At 73.2% G+C, this 17,774-nt stretch carries 18 protein-coding genes; 6 read left to right on the top strand and 12 right to left on the bottom strand.

The features are described from left to right. The first annotated feature begins 29 nt into the window (after positions 1-29). Positions 30-701 carry an IMPACT family protein gene (locus ACLBWP_RS00090; RefSeq protein WP_447653570.1) on the top strand — a complete coding sequence of 224 codons (672 nt, stop codon included), beginning with the start codon at positions 30-32 and terminating at the stop codon, positions 699-701. Positions 702-706: 5 nt separating this feature from the next. After that, positions 707-1,528: an alpha/beta hydrolase gene (locus ACLBWP_RS00085; RefSeq protein WP_447653569.1), complete on the top strand. Its 822-nt coding sequence runs from the start codon at positions 707-709 to the stop codon at positions 1,526-1,528. Between the two features lie 12 nt (positions 1,529-1,540). Here the strand turns inward: ACLBWP_RS00085 and ACLBWP_RS00080 are convergent, their stop codons facing one another. Then, a complete protein-coding gene (locus ACLBWP_RS00080) occupies positions 1,541-2,110 on the bottom strand; it encodes a GrpB family protein (RefSeq protein WP_447653568.1) in 570 nt (189 codons plus the stop codon). A gap of 70 nt (positions 2,111-2,180) precedes the next feature. Between ACLBWP_RS00080 and ACLBWP_RS00075 the strand changes: the two genes are divergently transcribed. Next, positions 2,181-2,363 (top strand): zinc transporter permease, encoded by a 183-nt coding sequence (locus tag ACLBWP_RS00075; RefSeq protein WP_447653567.1) that lies wholly within the window; start codon positions 2,181-2,183, stop codon positions 2,361-2,363. Positions 2,364-2,413: 50 nt separating this feature from the next. Here ACLBWP_RS00075 and ACLBWP_RS00070 read toward each other — a convergent pair whose 3' ends face one another. The 7 genes from ACLBWP_RS00070 to ACLBWP_RS00040 all read right to left on the bottom strand — a co-directional run bounded on the left by ACLBWP_RS00070 (position 2,414) and on the right by ACLBWP_RS00040 (position 10,314). Beyond that, entirely contained in the window at positions 2,414-3,157 is a 744-nt protein-coding gene (locus tag ACLBWP_RS00070) for a sulfite exporter TauE/SafE family protein (RefSeq protein ID WP_447653566.1), read from the bottom strand. Beyond that, positions 3,154-3,606: a GbsR/MarR family transcriptional regulator gene (locus tag ACLBWP_RS00065; RefSeq protein ID WP_447653565.1), complete on the bottom strand. Its 453-nt coding sequence runs from the start codon at positions 3,604-3,606 to the stop codon at positions 3,154-3,156. Before ACLBWP_RS00065 ends, ACLBWP_RS00070 begins: the two co-directional genes overlap by 4 nt. Before the next feature lie 41 nt (positions 3,607-3,647). Next, on the bottom strand, positions 3,648-5,255 hold the full coding sequence (locus ACLBWP_RS00060; RefSeq protein WP_447653564.1) for an ABC transporter permease: 1,608 nt from the start codon (positions 5,253-5,255) through the stop codon (positions 3,648-3,650). Continuing rightward, positions 5,255-6,157: an ATP-binding cassette domain-containing protein gene (locus tag ACLBWP_RS00055; RefSeq protein ID WP_447653563.1), complete on the bottom strand. Its 903-nt coding sequence runs from the start codon at positions 6,155-6,157 to the stop codon at positions 5,255-5,257. The genes ACLBWP_RS00060 and ACLBWP_RS00055 overlap by 1 nt, the downstream gene beginning before the upstream one ends. Positions 6,158-6,218: 61 nt before the next feature. Further along, positions 6,219-8,990: an FtsX-like permease family protein gene (locus ACLBWP_RS00050; RefSeq protein WP_447653562.1), complete on the bottom strand. Its 2,772-nt coding sequence runs from the start codon at positions 8,988-8,990 to the stop codon at positions 6,219-6,221. Further along, on the bottom strand, positions 8,987-9,727 hold the full coding sequence (locus ACLBWP_RS00045) for an ABC transporter ATP-binding protein (protein WP_447653561.1): 741 nt from the start codon (positions 9,725-9,727) through the stop codon (positions 8,987-8,989). The genes ACLBWP_RS00050 and ACLBWP_RS00045 overlap by 4 nt, the downstream gene beginning before the upstream one ends. Further along, on the bottom strand, positions 9,724-10,314 hold the full coding sequence (locus tag ACLBWP_RS00040) for a PadR family transcriptional regulator (protein WP_447653560.1): 591 nt from the start codon (positions 10,312-10,314) through the stop codon (positions 9,724-9,726). Before ACLBWP_RS00040 ends, ACLBWP_RS00045 begins: the two co-directional genes overlap by 4 nt. 121 nt (positions 10,315-10,435) lie before the next feature. On the opposite strand from ACLBWP_RS00040, the gene ACLBWP_RS00035 reads away from it, so the two are divergent. Continuing rightward, on the top strand, positions 10,436-12,100 hold the full coding sequence (locus ACLBWP_RS00035) for an ABC-F family ATP-binding cassette domain-containing protein (RefSeq protein WP_447653559.1): 1,665 nt from the start codon (positions 10,436-10,438) through the stop codon (positions 12,098-12,100). Positions 12,101-12,319: 219 nt separating this feature from the next. Further along, a complete protein-coding gene (locus ACLBWP_RS00030) occupies positions 12,320-13,231 on the top strand; it encodes a L,D-transpeptidase (RefSeq protein ID WP_447653558.1) in 912 nt (303 codons plus the stop codon). Here the strand turns inward: ACLBWP_RS00030 and ACLBWP_RS00025 are convergent. Further along, positions 13,224-13,778: a gluconokinase gene (locus tag ACLBWP_RS00025; protein ID WP_447653557.1), complete on the bottom strand. Its 555-nt coding sequence runs from the start codon at positions 13,776-13,778 to the stop codon at positions 13,224-13,226. The genes ACLBWP_RS00030 and ACLBWP_RS00025 overlap by 8 nt on opposite strands. Then, the gene (locus ACLBWP_RS00020) at positions 13,775-15,307 is read right to left on the bottom strand and encodes a GntP family permease (protein ID WP_243561929.1); all 1,533 of its coding nucleotides are present in this window, start codon (positions 15,305-15,307) and stop codon (positions 13,775-13,777) included. The genes ACLBWP_RS00025 and ACLBWP_RS00020 overlap by 4 nt, the downstream gene beginning before the upstream one ends. 193 nt (positions 15,308-15,500) lie before the next feature. Between ACLBWP_RS00020 and ACLBWP_RS00015 the strand changes: the two genes are divergently transcribed. Further along, the gene (locus ACLBWP_RS00015; protein WP_447653556.1) at positions 15,501-16,214 is read left to right on the top strand and encodes a FadR/GntR family transcriptional regulator; all 714 of its coding nucleotides are present in this window, start codon (positions 15,501-15,503) and stop codon (positions 16,212-16,214) included. An 8-nt stretch (positions 16,215-16,222) separates the two neighbouring features. On the opposite strand, the gene ACLBWP_RS00010 is transcribed toward ACLBWP_RS00015, so the two are convergent. Together ACLBWP_RS00010 and ACLBWP_RS00005 are read right to left on the bottom strand one after the other, a co-directional pair. After that, positions 16,223-16,834, bottom strand: coding sequence for an N-acetyltransferase family protein (locus tag ACLBWP_RS00010; protein WP_447653555.1), 612 nt, complete (start codon positions 16,832-16,834; stop codon positions 16,223-16,225). Positions 16,835-16,956: 122 nt separating this feature from the next. Beyond that, positions 16,957-17,643 (bottom strand): uracil-DNA glycosylase, encoded by a 687-nt coding sequence (locus ACLBWP_RS00005; protein WP_447653554.1) that lies wholly within the window; start codon positions 17,641-17,643, stop codon positions 16,957-16,959. Positions 17,644-17,774 lie beyond the last annotated feature (131 nt).

Here is a 17,774-nt window from a genome sequence, read left to right as displayed (position 1 = left end):
ACCGGCGTCGCCCTCGCTACGCTCGTCGGATGGCCCGTCGGTACCCGTCCACGATCGCGGTCGCCGTCGAGCACGAGATCGTCATCACGAAGTCCCGGTTCATCACCCACGTCGTCCCGGCCTCCGATCCAGCGGCAGCCGACCGGGTCATCGCCGACGTCCGCAAGCAGGCGTGGGACGCCCGGCACCACTGCTCGGCGATGGTGACCGGCGTCCTGGGTGACCAGGCGCGTTCCTCCGACGACGGTGAACCGTCCGGCACCGCCGGGGTCCCCATGCTCGAGGTCCTGCGACGGCGCGACCTGACGGACGTGGTCGCCGTCGTGACACGGTACTTCGGCGGCGTCAAGCTCGGTGCCGGCGGCCTGGTGCGGGCGTACTCGACCTCGGTGTCCGAAGCACTCGACCGGGCGTCCCTGGTGCACCGCGAAGCCCTCACCGACGTCACGGTGGACGTCCCGCACGCCGACGCCGGCCGCATCGACAACGTCCTGCGCGACTGGGTCGCACGGCACCGGGCGGTCCTCGGTGCGACGTCGTACGGCGCTGCCGCGACCTTCGCGGTGTCCGTGCCGCACGGCGACGTCGACGTGCTGCGCGCCGACCTGGCTGCCGCGTCCGGTGGCACGCTCGACCCCGTGGTGGGAGCCGAGCGCATCGTCGACGTGCCGTCCGCCACCGCAGGGGCGTCCGGAGCGTGACGCCGGTGCTGACGCTGACCGATGCGGTCGTGGAGGGCCCGGACGGCGCCGTCCCCGTGCGGTGGTACCGGCCGGCATGTCCCGTGGCGCCGACCCTGCTGTGGCTGCACGGCGGCGGGTTCTTCCGCGGTGACCTGGACCAGCCCGAGTCCGACGCCGTCGCCACTGCTCTCGCCGAGCGCGGCGTGCCCGTCGTCGCGGTGGGCTACCGACTCGGACCCGTCCCCGGGATGCCGTGGGTCGGCCGCTCCGGCACTCGTGCCCGGCGACCCGCCCCCGCGGCCCACGACGAGGTCGTCCACGTCTACCGGTCCGTCGCGGAACGTGCAGCGCGCGGCGTGGTCCTCGGCGGCGCGAGTGCCGGTGCGTGCCTCGCCGCCGCGGTGACCGGCACCCTGACGTCGACCGGCCTCGACATCCCCGCGCCGGTCGGCACCGTGCTGGCGTACGGGTTCTTCCACGCCCGGCTCCCCCGCGATGCCGGTGTGCTCCGCTCGGTCCGAGGGCACCGGCGGCTGACCCACGCTCCGTGGGCGCTCGACGCCGCGAACCGCGCCTACGCGGGAACGGAACGGATGCGCACCGACCGCCGGGCCTTCCCCGGCGGCCACCCGGTCGACGGCTTCCCGCCGACGCTGCTGGTCGACGCGGACCTCGACGCGATGCGTGGTTCGGGCGAACAGTTCGCGGCCGAGCTCACCGCGGCGTCGGTGCCAGTCGACCGCCACGTGCTGCCGCGCAGCCGCCACGCGTTCCTGAACCGCCCGGGCACCCCCGACTTCACGACCGCCGTCGACCACATCGCGACGTGGACCGCGGCCCGGTGACCAGCTGACCGATCAGCCCAACGCACCCCGCGCCGCGATCGCGCGGTTCGCGGCCGCGATGCCGGCCAGATCAGCCGCAGACAGACCGGCGCGCTGCAGGACCCGCGTGAGCACGGCCTCCTTCATGGCGAGGTAGGCGTCGATGTCCGCAGCGTCCGCGGCCGCGTGCCGCTTGACCGCCGCGTACTCGTCGCGCAGCGACGGGTCGGCACGCAGCACGTCACGGACCGCCAGGTGGTTCCGCAGCGCGAGGGAGCCGTCGACCACGACGTACGTGTTGCTCGGGCGGAACCGCTCGGGCGTGACGAACGCGACGCGCCCCGGTACGCCCGTGGCGGCCGATCGTCGGAACCCGATCCGACCGAGCGCCGCCGCCGCCGCGTCGACCTCGGTCGCGCCGACCACGACGTCCACGTCGATCACCGGCTTCGCCGCCAACCCCGGCACCGCCGTGCTGCCGACGTGCTCGATGGCCACGACCGGCACGTCGGCGATCCGGAGGGCGTCGGCGTACGCGTCGCGGAGCTCGGCGAACCGTGCGGGCCATGCCGGGCGGTACTCGACGACCTCCACGCGACCCATGCGCCGACCGTAGCGGAGGACGACCACCACCCCCTACGCTTGATGAGAACCACTATCAGGAAGGACCACCATGACCGACACGAACGACACGCCCACCCCCGAGGAGCACCGCGTCGCCGAGCACGACGTCGCGCAGCACGAGCACGGCACCGACGGCGACCAGCACGAGACCGTGCAGCACGGCGACCACGTCGACTACGTGCACGACGGGCACAAGCACGCTCGGCACGACGACCACTACGACGAGCACTAGGCACGACCCACACGACCGCGTCCCGGCCACCAGCCGGGGCGCGGTCCCCGTCACGCCGCGACGAACAGGTACCCGGCCAGCACGAACCCGCACACGGCGATCCCGATCCGCAACGGGGTCTGCGGCACCCGACGCGCGACCGACGGACCGATCAGCCCGCCGACCACGGCACCCAGCCCGAGCGGCCACACGAACGCCCACACGACGGCGCCCGACACCGCGAACAGCACCGCGGGCACGACGTCGGCGGCGACCAGCAGCACGTTCTTCAGCGCGTTCGCCCGGTGCAGCACCGGTTCACCGTCGAGCAGCATCACCGCGATCATGAGCACGCCGGCTCCGGCGCCGAAGTACCCGTTGTACAGCGACACCGCCGACACGCTCGCGGTCGCCGCCACCGGGCGCAACCGGGTGGACGCGCGTCGACGGTCGATCCAGGGCTGCACGAGCAGCAGCACCGATCCCAGGGCGACCAGGTACGGCACGACACGGTCGAACACGTGCGTCGGCGTGACGAGCAGCAGCACCGCGCCGGCCGCCGACACCAGGACGGTCACAGGTGCCCACCGCCGGAGCGTCGCCCCGTGTCCGACCAGGTCACGCCGCGCGCGCAGGGCCGAGCTCGCACCGCTGCCGAGCAGGGCCACCGAGTTGGTGACGTTGGCGGCGAACGGCGGGACACCCACGGCCAGCAGTGCCGGGTAGGCGACGAGCGACGTGATGCCACCCGCCGTGCCGATGACCCCGGCGAGCACCCCTGCCAGCAGCAGGAACGCGGCCGTCAGCACGGTCACCGGCGCCGGGACTCGCGCCACTCGGCCAGCAGCCGAGGCAGGGCGTCGCGCGCGAACTCCATGAAGTCCGCCATCTCGGCGATGCGCTCGCGCACGATCGAGCCCTCGGGCAGGCGTTCGAGTTCGGCCGCGCTGAGGGTCAGCAGGTGGTCGTACAGGTCGGTGCGGCCACCCGTCGCGGCGGACCACGCGTGCTCGGTCAGTTCGTGCAGCGCCCGACGCTCTCCGGGCCGACGGCGCCGTCGCAGCAGCCCGACGTTCTCCAGGTACCGCACCGCGCCCGACACGGCGGCTGGACTCGCACCCACCCGGGCACCGATCTCGTCCGCGGTCAGCCCCTCGGCGTCGGCACCCATGAGCGCCATCATGACGCTCGCGGGCATGCGCGGGAACCCGGCGGCCGTCAGCGCGCTCGCGGTCCGCTGCACGAAGTCGTCACTCGCGTCCATCGCACCAGTCTCCCCCGAACCGGCCGGCGCCCGCGCCGACGTCACGTCGTCAGGCCCCGTCGGCGCATCGCGACCACGGCGGTGCCCCCGAGCAGGACAGCGATCACCAGCACGACGACCGCGCCACCCCACTGCGGATCCGGCCCCGGCACCGACGGCGTCTGGGTGAAGGGGCTGAGGTGCACGACGGCGTCGTCCAGTCCGAGCAGCGACCCGAGCGGGCCGATCAGGTACGCCAGCGCGAGCGCGCCCCACCCGACCACGGCCGCGGCACGCGGCACCACCGCGACGGCGACCGCGGTCAGACCGGTGAAGAACGCGATGGCCGGCACCTGTGCGATCCCGGCCAGCAGACTGGAGGCTCCACGCGCGTCCGCCGGGAGGGTCGCGGCGAACGTCACCGCCGCCACCACCCCGAACGCGACCGCCACGACCACCCCGGACACCGCGGCCGCCGCGACCGACGCCAGCAGCCACCGCGTGCGGGCGACCGGCGTCGCGAGCACCGCCTCGGCCCGCCCCTCGGTCTCCTCGCCACGCAGCCGCAGCACGCCCTGCACACCCGCGGCCGACCCGAGCACCCCGGCCATCCCCGCGACCGCCACGACGAAGGTGTCGGTCAGGCTCGATGACCCGCCGGATGCCAGCGCCCGCAGGACCTGCTGGATCCCGGCATCCCCCGCGCCCGCGTCGCGGATCGCACCCGACAAGCCGCCCGCGAACAGTCCGAACACCCCACCGCCGACGGCCCAGGCGGCGGCAGCGGGAGCGTGCAGCCGCCACGCCAGTGCGGCGGACGAGCGGAGCATCCGCGGTGCGGTGGCACGACCGGGCCGTTCGCGCACCAGGCTCGCGCCGAGGTCCCGGTCACGCTGCAGCACCAACGCGACGGTCGCGGCCACGGCACCGAGTGCGACGAGCGCCACGAGCCACCCGGCGCGCTGCTCGCGGAACGGGCTGACCTGCTCGGCCCAGCCGATCGGCGTGACGAACGAGGGCCACGCTGCCGCGATCGTGTGCCGGGTCAGGTCCGGGGTGCCGAGCGCGTCCCCGACGGCGCGCACCAGGTACGCGCCGACGACGACCACCACGCCCGCGCTGTTCGCGGCCCGACCGGTGGGCAGCAGCTGGCCGAGCAGTGCCCCGACGCCGAGGAAGGCCAGTCCGACCCCGGCCACGGCGGCCCCGGCGAGCCAGCTTCCGCCCGCGGCGAACCCGGCGAGCAGCATCGCCAGGGCGCTCCCGACACCCAGGACCACCTCGGCGACGACGCCGAGCACGAGCGCGGCGCGGAGCGGTGTGGAGCGCCCGACCGGGGTCGCGCCGAGCACCTCGAGCCGACCGCGCTCCTCGTCACCGCGCGCGTGCCGCGTCACCAGGAACGTCGCCATCAGCCCGGCCAGGATCGCGACGAACGTGAACACCTGGAAGAACACGAGCTGGTCGGTGCGGACGCCGTCGGGCAGACCGCGCACCGCGACGACGCCCGGGTTCGCGATCACCGCGTCGAGCAACCGCCCCGCGGTGTCGGGCGACCCGAACTCGGTGCGGATCGCCTGCGCGCTGACCAGCCAGAGGGCCGACGTCAGCACGATCCACACCGGCAGCTGCACGCGGTCCCGCCGCAGCTGCAGTCGCAGGACGGCCATCATCGTGCTGCTCCGTCGGCCGCGACGCCGTAGTGCCGCAGGAACAGTTCCTCGAGCGTGGGCGGCGTGACGGTCAGGCCGCTGACCCCGGCGGCGGCGACCACGCCGAGCACCCGGTCGAGCGCGCCCTGGTCGACGTCGAACACGGTGGCCTCGCCCTCGCGCTGCAGGTCGTGCACCCCGGCCACGTCCGCCAGGCCGTCGATCCCGCGCCCGGCGACCACCCGGAACCGGGTGCGGGTCAGGTGCCGCAGGTCGGCCAGGCTGCCGGACTCGACCGTACGGCCGGCGCGGACGATCGTGACCCGGTCGCACAGTTCCTCGACCTCGCTGAGCACGTGACTCGACAACAGCACCGTCGCACCCTCGTCGCGGACGCGCTCGACCTCGTGCCGGAACACGGCCTCCATCACCGGGTCGAGCCCGCTCGTCGGCTCGTCCAGCACGTACAGGTCGGCGCGACGGGCGAACGCGGCGACCAGGGCGACCTTCTGCCGGTTGCCCTTGGAGTACCCCCGCGACCGCTTCCGCACGTCGAGGTCGAAGTCCCGGACCAGTCGCGCACGAAGTTCGGGGTCGGCGCCGCCACGCAACCGGGTGAGCAGGTCGATCGCCTCGCCGCCGGTCAGCGTCGGCCACAGGCTGACGTCACCGGGGACGTACGCCAGGGTCCGGTGCACCGCCACGGCGTCGTGCCAGGGATCCCGGCCGCCGACCGACACCTGTCCATCGGACGCTCGGACCAGCCCGAGCAGGATCCGGATCGTGGTGGACTTGCCCGCACCGTTCGGTCCGAGGAACCCGTGGACCTCGCCGGCGCCGACGGTCAGGTCGAGCCCGTCCAGGGCAGCGGTGCGACCGAAGTGCTTGACCAGGCCGCGGGTGACGATGACATCGGACATGACCCGGAGGCTACGCCGATTTCACACATGTGTGAAAAGACTGACCGAACTCGCAGTCAGGTCACCGTGTACGCCGGACGATCGGATGCGCGCGGTGCCCGGCCGTCAGCCAGGTGCCCGCGGTCACGATCACCGGGAGCCCCACGGCCAACAGCACCAGGGTGGTCCAGTCTGGGGCGAAGGGCGTGTGGGTGACCCCGACGGGCGCCTGGGTGAACCGCAGGGTGAGCGCCCGGATCGGCAGCAGGCCGAACACCGTCCCGACCACCGCGCCGAGCACGGTGAGGATGGCCGCCTGCCAGGTCGACACCGCACGCCGCAACCGTGGGGCAGCGCCGACCGCCGCGAGCACCTCGTCGTCCCGCCGTCCGTCGGCGCGCGCGAGACCGACGGCGACCCCCGTCGCGGCGATCGACACCGCCGCGGCGAGCGCCAGCGCGAACAGCATCGTCGTCCGCGATGCGTCCACCGGACCGGCCTCGTAGGCGAACGTCGGGCCGGCGTACCGATCCCGATCGGCGCCGCCCATGCTCTGCCACGCGGACGACAGGTCATCCCCCTCCGAGACACTGAGTTCGCCGGGCAGTCGGGTGACGAGCATGCCGTCGACGACCGGGACCCCGTGGCGCTCGGCGGTCTGCCGGGTCATGAACACCCCGACCGCGATCCTGGGGGTCTGCACGTCGAGGACCGCGGGGATGCTCACACTGGCGTCGGGGACGGTGGTGGGGTCCGGTGCCGGGTCGGCATCACCCCGGTGCGCGAACGTGTCGATACGGACGGTGCCGTCGTGCCAGTACTCGGGCCACAGGGAGACCGCCGACCCCGCGGCGAGGGCGCGCGCCACCTCGGGTGAGGTCGCGTGTCCGGTGAGCACCGCGAGGTCGTCAGCCGTACCGGCCCAGATGTGCGGCGTCGTACTGTCGGTGGACTGCAGGAAGCGGGAGCAGTGCGTGGGGTCGTTCGATCGGCAGGGTCCCGATGACCAGATGTGCGGGAGCGTCTCGGTGCCCTGGCCGTCGTACACGAACTCCCGGGCGACGGCGAGCACGCGGACGCGGTCCTGATCGAGGACGTGTCGCACGACGGAGGCCGCACGAGCGGTGACGGCGGCGTCGTAGCTGCCGTCGTCCGTCGACACGTCTGCCGTCGCCACACCGACCGCCGTCCGGTACTCGTAGTCGCGGACGAACCCGGCGTGTGCGGATCCGGTCCAGGTGACCACGACGGACGCCACGAACACCACGCTCATGACGCTGGCCAGCACCGGCACGGTCCGGATCGGGTTCCGGCGGGCGTCGCGAGCCGCCAGGCGTGGCGCGAGGCCGAACCGTTCCGTCCAGCGCGCCACGGTGCCGAGCAGCCAGGGTGCGCAGAGCACCACGCCCAGTTGCATCAGGCACGGTCCGATCGCGACCCCGGCGCCGACGATCCAGGTGATCCCGTCGAAGGGTGAGGGTCGGTCGGCCAGGACGAGCACGCCCGTGCCGCAGGCGAGCGTCATGGCGGTGCCCGCGACCAGGAGTGCAGGGCCCCAGATCTTTCGGCGGCGTCGACCGGGAGGGCCTTCGCGCACCGGCCGACCCGTGCCGCGGAGTGCGGCGAGGACGTCGATGCGGGTGGCCGCCCGCGCGGCGACCGTCGATGAGACGACCCCGGCGAGCAGGGCGGCGCCGGCGATCCCGAGCAGCGCCAGGACCGGGACGTGGAAGCCGGGCCAGTTGGTGACGTTGCCGTCGTCGAGCGTCCAGAGGGCCACACGGCCGACGGCGATGCCGAGGCCGACGCCGAGCACCGACCCGACGAGCCCGAGGACCAGGCCCGATCCGGTGACGACCGCGCGGACGAACCGCCGGTCCGCACCGACGCTGGACAGGATGGCGTAGGAACGGGCGTCGGCGCGGGTACCGACCAGGAACGCGGCACCGGCGAGGAGCGCCACCTCGAACAGCGCGAACACCCCGACCAGTGCCATCCCGGCGAGGTACCAGTCCGGGCCCGCCATCGTCTGCCCGACCCGGTCGTCCGGTGGGTCGAGCACGACGGGTCGCGACTCGACGACGATCCCGTGCGCGTTGAGCGCCTGGATCTCCTTCCAGGTCGGGGCGTCCGCGGGCAGGAAGACGCGGAGGTCGGACAGGGAGTCGTCGGTGCCGCTGCCGGTGGTGGTCGTCCCCCACGGCAGGAACACCCCCTGGGTGTCCGGAGCCGCACCCAGATCGCGGATCGTCCCGGTGATGGTGAAGCGCCGCGTGGTCGGGCTGGTGAGGTCGAGCGTGTCCCCGACCGTCGCGTCGAGTCGGCGCAGAGTGGCTGGTGTGACCATCACCTCGGTCGTCGTGGACGGTGCGGCGCCGTCGAGCACGCGCCAGTGGCCGTCGAGCGCGCTGTCCCACGCACTGCCCTCGGTCGCGGGCAGCGCCACGGTGCCCTTCGGCCCCGCGACGGTGACGTCGGTCAGGCCGATCGGGATCGAGACGGCGCCGTCGGGCACGCGGTCGAGCAGGGACGACCAGGGCGGGAGTGCGCCGTCCGACCGTGCTGCCGCGCTGCGGGGGTGGACGACCCAGGACTGCCAGTCCACCGGGTCCTGCTGCACGCCCGGCAGGTCCGGGCCGGCGAGCTGCATCTGCGCGGCAGCGTGGCCGAGGTCGTGGTCCAGCCGCTCGGTCGTGGTCGGCTGGCGCGACTGCACCAGGACGGCGACCGCGGCGAAGCCCGTGGTCGGGACGGCGATGAGCGACACGACGAGCACCGCGCGACCGATCCGCGCGAACGCCAGCCGACGGCCGAGCCGCACGGCACTCCGCAGTGCGAACGGCGTCCTGGTCACGAGCCGGCCTGGTCGGTCGCGAGCGTCAGCTCGACGCCGGAGTACGCGGTCTCGTCGACGATGCGCCCGTCCCGCAGGAACACGATCCGGTCGGCCCAGGCCGCGTGCCGTGCGTCGTGGGTGACGAGGAGCGCGCCGGCGCCGGCATCGACGTGCCGGCGGAGCATGCGGAGCACGACCTCGCCCGTCTCCGAGTCCAGCGCGCCGGTCGGCTCGTCGGCCAGGACGAGGCGGCGGTCACCGACCACCCCGCGGGCGATGGCGACGCGCTGCTGCTGCCCACCGGAGAGGTCGTCGGGGAACGCGTCACCGCGGTCGGCGAGTTCGACGGAGTCCAGGGCGAGTTCGGCCGCTCGCCGGGCGTTCCGCGGCTTCCACCCGTCCAGTTCCAGCGGGAGGGCGACGTTCTCGGCGGCCGTCAGCGAGGGGATCAGGTTGAAGTCCTGGAACACGAACCCGACCAGGCGCCGTCGGAGTGCTGCCAGGTCCCGCGGCGACCGGTCGGACACCCAGTCGCCGTCGATGACGACCTCACCGCTGGTCGGCGGCAGGAGCGTGCCGGCGCAGGCCAACAGTGTGGACTTCCCCGAGCCGGAGGTGCCCATCACGGCCACCATCTCGCCACGGTCCACCAGCAGGTCGATCCCCGCGAGTGCCGTGACGGCCTTCGCACCGGACCCGTACTGCACGCTCACGGCGTCGAGCTCGAGGAGCGGGGTCGGACGCGCGGCACTCACCGCGTGCTCCGGGCATCGTCGACGCGCAGGTCCGACGCACGACCGGCCGCACCAGGGCCGGCCGACGCCGGGGCCGGGCGGTACCGGGCGACCGAGGACTCGACGTGGTCGAGCCACCGGACCTCGGACTCGGCCTGGAAGACCATCGACTCGAGGACGAGCGACCACGCCAGGTCTGAGGCCGGGTCGGCGGTGCGCTTCAGGCGCGTGAGGTCCTGCAGGTTCCGGAGCGCTGCGCTCCGTTGCACCTGGACGAGTCGGGCGACGTCGACCCCGGGCACCGTGACGGCCAGGGCGAACTTGATCGCGAGCTCGTCACGGCCCCGCTTGGCGGGCACCGGTTCGCGGAACCACCGAGCGACCTCCTCGTGGCCCGCCTCGGTCGCCGTGTAGACGACGTGTCCGTCGTCGTCGGCGCCGCCGCGGGCCACGAGACCGTCTCGTTCCAGACGGTCGAGCGTCGTGTAGACCTGGCCGATGTTGAGCGGCCAGGTCCCTCCGGTCCTGTGCTCGAACTCCCCCCTGAGCTGGTACCCGTACCCGGGTCCTCCCACCAGCAGCGCGAGTACACCCATCCTGACGCTCATGCGGTCCCCCTCCGTTGCCCGGTCACCCGGACATACCGAGTATGCCCATACTCGGTATGCACGCGCAAGTGCTCCTTCGCGCACCGGCGGAGCGCCGTCCCGCAGATGGGACGATGGACCCATGACCGCCACGCTCGTCGCCAAGGGCCTCGCCGGCGGCTACGCCGCACGCACGCTGTTCGACTCCCTCGACCTGACGGTCGCCCCCGGGGACGTGATCGGCGTCGTCGGCGTGAACGGTGCCGGCAAGTCCACCCTGCTCCGCCTGCTTGCGGGCGTTGACGAGCCCCTGGCCGGCACGGTGTCACTTGCCCCGGCCGACGCCTTCGTCGGCTGGCTCCCCCAGGAACACGAGCGGGTCGCGGGCGAGACCGTCGCCGCGTACCTCGCGCGGCGCACCGGCTGCGCCGAGGCGACGGCCGAGATGGACACGGCAGCCGCGGCGCTCGGTGACCCGGACGCCGGCGACGACGCCGGTGACCGGTACTCCGTGGCGCTCGACCGGTGGCTGGCCTCGGGAGCGGCCGACCTGGACGAGCGCGCACCGGCCGTGCTGGCGGACCTCGGGCTGACCCTCGGGGACGCCGAGGGTTCGGTGACCGCGGAGTCCCTCATGACGTCGCTGTCTGGCGGACAGGCGGCACGCGTGGGCCTGGCCGCACTGCTGCTGTCGCGCTTCGACATCGTGCTGCTCGACGAGCCCACCAACGACCTCGACCTGGACGGACTGGCGCGTCTCGAGACCTTCGTGCACGGCCTGCGCGGCGGTGCCGTGCTCGTCAGCCACGATCGCGAGTTCCTGGCCCGCTCGGTCACCGCGGTGCTCGAACTCGACCTGGCCCAGTCGTCGAACCGGCTGTTCGGCGGCGGCTACGACGCGTACCTCGAGGAACGCGAGATCGCCCGGCAGCACAAGCGCGACGCGTACGACGAGTTCGCCTCGACGAAGGCCGACCTGGTGTCGCGGGCGCGGACGCAGCGCGAGTGGTCCAGCCAGGGCGTCCGGAACGCCATGAAGAAGGCGCCGGACAACGACAAGATCCGCCGCAAGGCCGCGTCCGAGTCGAGCGAGAAGCAGGCACAGAAGGTCCGGCAGATGGAGTCGCGCATCGCCCGGCTCGACGAGGTCGAGGAACCCCGCAAGGAGTGGCAGCTCGAGTTCACCATCGGCCAGGCCCCGCGCTCCTCGGCCGTCGTCGCGACGCTGTCCGACGCGACCTTCACGCAGGGCGACTTCACGCTCGGGCCGGTGTCCCTGCAGGTCGACGGCGGCGACCGCATCGGGATCATCGGCCCGAACGGCGCCGGCAAGTCGACCCTGCTGCGGGCGCTGCTCGGCACGCAGGCCCCGACCACGGGCACGGCGAGCACCGGCTCGAGCGTGGCGGTGGGCGAGATCGACCAGGCCCGCGGACGGTTCACGGGGACCGAGCCGCTCGCCGCCGTCTTCGAGGGCCTGGTCCCCGAGATGGCCACCGCCGAGGTCCGCACGCTGCTCGCCAAGTTCGGGCTGCGGGCGGACCACGTCGGGCGCGCCGCGGGCGAGCTCTCCCCCGGCGAACGCACCCGGGCGGGCCTGGCGCTGCTGCAGGCCCGCGGCGTCAACGTCCTGGTGCTCGACGAACCGACCAACCACCTGGACCTGGCCGCGATCGAGCAGCTCGAGCAGGCACTCGACTCGTACGACGGCACCCTGCTGCTCGTCACCCACGACCGGCGGATGCTCGAGACGGTGCGCCTGGACCGCCAGTGGCTGGTGCAGGCGGGGCGCGTCACGGAACCCTAGGACCACCGGACAGGAGGCCCGGGTCGGGCCCGCCCCGCGCCTCCCGTCAGCACGCACCCACGCTCGTACGCACGCACGCACGCACCGCAGGATGCAGGATCGCGCGTGGTCGGTCGGACCGCGCGTCGTCGGTCGGATGTTCCGACCACCCGCGCACGATCGTGCTTCCTGTGCACGAAGGGGCATCGTCTGGTGGACTGGACTCGGACAGGGGGCGACATGCAACGCAGGACGTGGATCACGGCCGGGGTGAGCGGGCTGGTGGCGGTGGGGATCGTCGTCGCGGTCGTCGTGGGGAACGCGCACCAGCCGACGGTGACCGCGGCGAGCCCGACGCGCTCCGTCGGACCCACCTCGACGCCGACACCAACACCGACGCTCGCCGCCGTGCCCGCTGCACCGTCGTCGGCCGAGCTCGCCGCGCTCCCCCTGGCCTACCACGACGGGGTGATCGGGCAACTGCTCGACGGGTCCACCGTGCACCCCGAGACCACGTGGGAGATCGCCACGCCGAAGGCCCCGCTCGTCGCCCTGTTCGCCAGTCCGGCCGCCGACGCCGCACCCGTCGCGACCCTGTCGACCACGGTCTCGACGATCGACACGCCCGCGGCGACCGCGGTGTGGGGTCGCTCGGCCGGGGCGGACGGCGGCATGCTGCTCGTGTCGACACCCGCACGCAACCGGACGCCGGGCGATGGCGGCAACCCCGAGGCCCCCAGCGCGACGTTCGCGTGGGCCCGCGCCGCCGACTTCACGGTCACCGGCACCGACCGGATGATCCGCGTCGACGTCGCTGCCAACACGGTCTCGGTCGTCGGGAAGGACGGCTCGGTGTCGGCGACCGAGGGTGCACGACTCGGGACCCCCGACGACCCGACGCCCACGGCGACCTCGACCTACGTCGAGGCGGCCTACGTCGACACGCGGGTGACCTACACGCAGGGCAACCCGATCATCCTGACCGGGGCGCACTCGTCGCGCATCCCGTCGTACGGCGGCAACGCGGCCCTGACCGCGCTGCACTACTACCCGGACCCGACGGGCAGCTCGCACGGGTGCGTCCGGATCTCGGCGGAGATGACGAAGACACTCGCGCAGCTGCCCGTCGGGACGCCGATCCAGTTCACGTAGTCGGTCCGGTTCGCGGAGGCGTGGGGTCGAGCCCCAGTCGTTCGACGACCTCGTCGCACTCGGCCTCGGGCGTGCGGTCGGCAGCGATGGTGATGTGTGCCTCGTCGGGCAGCGGTGGCTCGAGGGTCGCCAGCTGGGACGCCAGCAGCGAGGTCGGCATGAAGTGGCCCGAGCGGGCGGACATCCGGTCCTCGATCAGGGTCCCGTCGCCGGCGACGTGCACGAACACCACCCCGGGCGCGCGGAGCACGTCGCGGTAGGAGCGCCTCAGCGCCGAGCAGGTCACGACTCCGTGCGTGCCGGATGCCAGGTGGTCGCGGATCCACGCCGACACCACGTCGAGCCACGGCCACCGGTCGTCGTCGTCCAGCGGGGTCCCCGCCTGCATCTTCGCGACGTTCGCGGGCGGGTGCATGGCGTCGCCCTCGGCGAAGTCCCAACCCAGCCGCTCGGCGACCATCGCGGCGACGGTGGACTTGCCGGACCCGGAGACGCCCATGACCACCAGGACCCGAGCATCCAGGCCGCGGTCGGTGACGGCGCTCATCGGATGAACACCCCCGCCAGCAGCACCCCGAGCAAGCCGAGCACCGAGATCAGGCACTCCAGCACCGTCCAGGTCTTGAACGTCTGCCCGACGGTGGTGTTGAGGTAGCCCTTCACCAGCCAGAACCCGGCGTCGTTGACGTGCGACAGGAACACCGAGCCGGCGCCGATCGCCAGCACCAGCAGGGACACCACGGGCGAGGACAGGTCGTGCGCGATCGGCGCCATGATGCCGGCGGCCGTGACCGTGGCGACGGTGGCGGACCCGGTGGCGACGCGGACCAGCGCGGACACGATCCAGGCGACGAGCAGCACCGACACACCGGAGTCCTTCACCGCGTCGGCGATCACCCCGCCGATGCCCGTGTCGATGAGCACCTGCTTGAACCCACCACCCGCGCCGACGATGAGCAGCACGCCGGCCACCGGGGGCAGCGCGCTCTCGAGCGACTTCGCCACGGCCGACCGGTCCATGCCGCCGCCGATCGCGAAGAACACGATCGCGTACAGTGCGGCGATGCCGATCGCGATCATCGGGGTGCCGAGGAAGTCCAGCAGGCCGACCCACGTGCCCGAGGCGTCGGGCGCGGTCGCCTCGCGGATCGCCTGGGCGAGCATGAGGACCACCGGCAGCAGGATGCCGACGATCGCGATCGTGAAGGACGGGCTGCGCGGCTCGCTGATCACGCGGGTGAAGTCACTCTTGCCGTTCGGCAGGGAGGCGGTGTCCTGCGTGGCGGGACCGCGCCGGGCCTGGCGGCCCTCGTGCGCCGGGTCACCCGATCCAGTGCCGAACCCGGAGTCCGCCACCGATCCGCGCGAGCCGAACAGGTCGGGCGCGGGGATGTCGACCCAGCGGGCGGCGAAGCGAGCGAACACCGGCCCCGCCAGGATGATCACCGGGACCGCCAGCACGATGCCGAACGCCAGGGTCGTGCCGAGGTTCGCGCCCACCGTGGCGATCGCGACCAGCGGGCCGGGGTGCGGCGGGACGAAGGCGTGCATCGTGGAAAGGCCGACCAGCGCCGGCACCGCGATCTTCATGATCGGGACGTCGCTGCGCTTGGCGACGAGCACGATGATCGGGATGAGCAGGACGAGGCCGACCTCGAAGAACATCGGCAGGCCGATCAGCGCCCCGATCAGCGCCATCGTCCAGGGCAGCGCGGCCTTCGACGACCGGCGGACCAGGGTGTCGACGACCCGGTCGGCCGCGCCGGAGTCGACGAGCATCTTGCCGAACATCGACCCGAGCCCGACCAGGATGCCGACACTCGTCATCGTCGCGCCGAAGCCGTCGCCGAAGCTCGTCACGGCCTTCTCGGGAGCGAGTCCGGCGCCGATGCCGACGCCGAGGGCGCCGATCGTCAGCGCGATGAACGGGTGGATCTTCAGCCACGTGATCAGCACGATGATGACGACCACGCCGATCAGGGCGGCGATCACGAGTTGTGGCACGGGACCCGCGGCCTTGACGGTCTCGGTGCCCGCGGCGAGCAGTGCGCCGCCGGCGGTCGGGAGATGAGGCATCGGTGCCCCTTCCTGGGACCGCTGCTCCGCGGTCCCGTCACGGTCGTGTGCGATGTCCGAACGACTCCGCAATAATCTGATTAATCAGACTACACGGCGGTGCACCGTGCGCAACGTCGCTCGTCACGGCAGTCTGCCGCTGCGACGTCGACCACGTCACGGTGCCGTCGCCCCGATGCTGCACGGAGGAACGATGCCCACACCCCGCGGCCTGCACGCGCAGGTGCTCGACACGCTCGGGGAGCGCATCGTCTCCGGCGACGCCCCCGTCGGCACGGTCCTGCGTCCCGAGGACATCGCGACCGAGTTCGGCGTGTCGCGGTCCGTCGTCCGCGAGGCCCTGCGCGTCCTGCAGTCGCTCGGCCTGGTCGAACCGCGGCAGCGCGTCGGGACCCAGGTGCTGCCCACCACTGCGTGGGAGCTGCTCTCGCCCGCCGTGATCCGCTGGCGCGGCGGTCCCGCGACCTACTTCGCGCAGCAGCGGGAGCTGTTGGAGCTGCGCCTGGGGATCGAACCCGTCGCTGCCGGGCTGACCGCGGCACGCGGCGACGAGGCTGCCGCTGCGGTGCTCGTCGCCGCGCTCGAGATGGTCGACGCTGCCGCGCGGGGCGACGGGCGCGCGTACCTCGAGGCCGACGTACGGTTCCACCGGGCGCTGCTGGTCGGGTCCGGCAACGCCGTGTTCGCCCACTTCGCCAGCACCGTCGAGGCACTGCTCCGCACCCGCACCAGCGAGTCCCGCGACACGATCACGGGGTGGACGGACGCCGCCGCCGCGCGACACCAGGCCGTCGGGCGGGCCCTGGCAGCCGGAGATGCACGCGCCGCGTCATCGGCCGCGTCGGCGCTGCTGTCGGTCACGCGCGACGAGTTCATCGCCGAGGCACCGGGAGCAACCGGTCGGTGACAGGCGGTTCAGCGCCGCTCGCGCCCGCGCCGCGACCGGCCGCCCTTCAGCCGCAGGCGCATCGTCACCGTGCCGAGCCACCGGTCGTACTTGTACCCGACCTTGCCCATGCGGCCGATCTCCTCGAAGCCGAGCCGCTCGTGCAACCGGATCGACGCATCGGCGGACCGGTCGGCGATCACGGCCACGACCTCACGCACGCCCGCATCGCGGCAGGCGTCCAGCAGCGCCTCCATCAGCGCCCGCCCGAGCCCCTTGCCGCCCGACGCCGGCCCCAGGTAGATCGAGTTCTCGACGACGTGGTTCGACCGGTCGCGCGGGTTCCACGGGTCGACCAGCGCGTACCCGAGCAGCTGCCCCGCCGGGTTCACCGCGACCAGGAACGGCAGCTGCCGGCGGCGGATCTCCTCGAAGCGCTTCTTCCACGCCGCGAACGACAGTACCGCGCCGTCGAAGGTCACGGACGAGTTCCGCACGTAGTGCGCGTGGATCTCGCGGATGTCGGGCAGGTCGGCGGGTTCGGCAGACCGGATCGACCAGGTGAAGGCCGTCTCGGTGGGCGTCGGCGGTCGCAGGTGGCGGGGCAAGATCCTCCGCTGGCGGTATTCCTCCTCGAGCACGCCCCGAGCCTACGGGTGCAAGCCCGCATCCGGGCGGCGGTCCGGACCCACGACCGGACGGGAGGCACGGTGCGGGCCCGCCACGGGCCTCCCGTCCGGACCGTGGTGCGGCCCACGGCCCGTCACGGCTGGGTCGGCAGCGACCAGTCGACGGGGTCGGCGCCCTGCGCCACGAGCAGGTCGTCGACCTGCGAGAACGGCCGGCTGCCGAAGAACCCGCGCGAGGCGCTCAGCGGACTCGGGTGCGCCGACGCGACGACCGGCGTGTCCCCCAGGAACGGCTGCACGGACTTCGCCTGCGCGCCCCACAGCACCGCGACGAGCGGCTGCTGCCGTGCGACCAGCGCGCGGACGGCCTGTTCGGTCACGCGCTCCCAGCCCTTGCCACGGTGGCTGCCCGCGTCGCCGGCGCCGACGGTCAGCACGCGGTTGAGCAGCATCACGCCGCGCTCGGACCACGGCCGCAGGTCACCGTGAACGGGCGGGGTGAGACCGAGGTCGTCGTGGAGCTCGCGGTAGATGTTCGCCAGGCTGCGCGGGACGGGCCGCACGTCGGGGTCGACCGCGAAGGACAGCCCGATCGGGTGGCCCGGCGTCGGGTACGGGTCCTGCCCGATGACCAGCACCTTCACCTGGTCGAACGGGTACGTGAACGCGCGGAGCACGGCCGGACCCGCCGGCAGGTACGGGCGCCCGGCTGCCGTCTCCTCGCGCAGCCACTGGCCCATGCGGTGGACGTCGTCCTCGACCGGGGCGAGCGCACGGGCCCAGCCGGGGTCGACGAGCTGGGACAGGGGTGCCGGTTGCATCGGGTGGCGCTTCCGTGCCGGTCGGGGCTAGGTGTACTGAGTCATCAGGTTGGTGACACTCGGGCTGCGGGCGTGAGTCCGTGGCTCGAGTGGATCCGTTCAGTGTTGTAGTGCTCGATCCAGGGCGCAAG

The sequence above is a fragment of the Microbacterium sp. M1A1_1b genome, assembly GCF_053345565.1.
Note: the sequence above shows the minus strand (reverse complement) of the source record. Positions and strands in the feature narration are given on the sequence as shown.

Bases quoted from the DNA above. Each gene is read 5' to 3' on its own strand.
- ACLBWP_RS00030 (WP_447653558.1), top strand. From the start codon at position 12,320: ATGCAACGCAGGACGTGGATCACGGCCGGGGTGAGCGGGCTGGTGGCG.
- ACLBWP_RS00065 (WP_447653565.1), bottom strand. From the start codon at position 3,606: ATGGACGCGAGTGACGACTTCGTGCAGCGGACCGCGAGCGCGCTGACG.
- ACLBWP_RS00055 (WP_447653563.1), bottom strand. From the start codon at position 6,157: ATGTCCGATGTCATCGTCACCCGCGGCCTGGTCAAGCACTTCGGTCGC.
- ACLBWP_RS00025 (WP_447653557.1), bottom strand. From the start codon at position 13,778: ATGAGCGCCGTCACCGACCGCGGCCTGGATGCTCGGGTCCTGGTGGTC.
- ACLBWP_RS00090 (WP_447653570.1), top strand. From the start codon at position 30: ATGGCCCGTCGGTACCCGTCCACGATCGCGGTCGCCGTCGAGCACGAG.
- ACLBWP_RS00035 (WP_447653559.1), top strand. From the start codon at position 10,436: ATGACCGCCACGCTCGTCGCCAAGGGCCTCGCCGGCGGCTACGCCGCA.
- ACLBWP_RS00020 (WP_243561929.1), bottom strand. From the start codon at position 15,307: ATGCCTCATCTCCCGACCGCCGGCGGCGCACTGCTCGCCGCGGGCACC.
- ACLBWP_RS00015 (WP_447653556.1), top strand. From the start codon at position 15,501: ATGCCCACACCCCGCGGCCTGCACGCGCAGGTGCTCGACACGCTCGGG.
- ACLBWP_RS00075 (WP_447653567.1), top strand. From the start codon at position 2,181: ATGACCGACACGAACGACACGCCCACCCCCGAGGAGCACCGCGTCGCC.
- ACLBWP_RS00060 (WP_447653564.1), bottom strand. From the start codon at position 5,255: ATGGCCGTCCTGCGACTGCAGCTGCGGCGGGACCGCGTGCAGCTGCCG.
- ACLBWP_RS00080 (WP_447653568.1), bottom strand. From the start codon at position 2,110: ATGGGTCGCGTGGAGGTCGTCGAGTACCGCCCGGCATGGCCCGCACGG.
- ACLBWP_RS00040 (WP_447653560.1), bottom strand. From the start codon at position 10,314: ATGAGCGTCAGGATGGGTGTACTCGCGCTGCTGGTGGGAGGACCCGGG.
- ACLBWP_RS00005 (WP_447653554.1), bottom strand. From the start codon at position 17,643: ATGCAACCGGCACCCCTGTCCCAGCTCGTCGACCCCGGCTGGGCCCGT.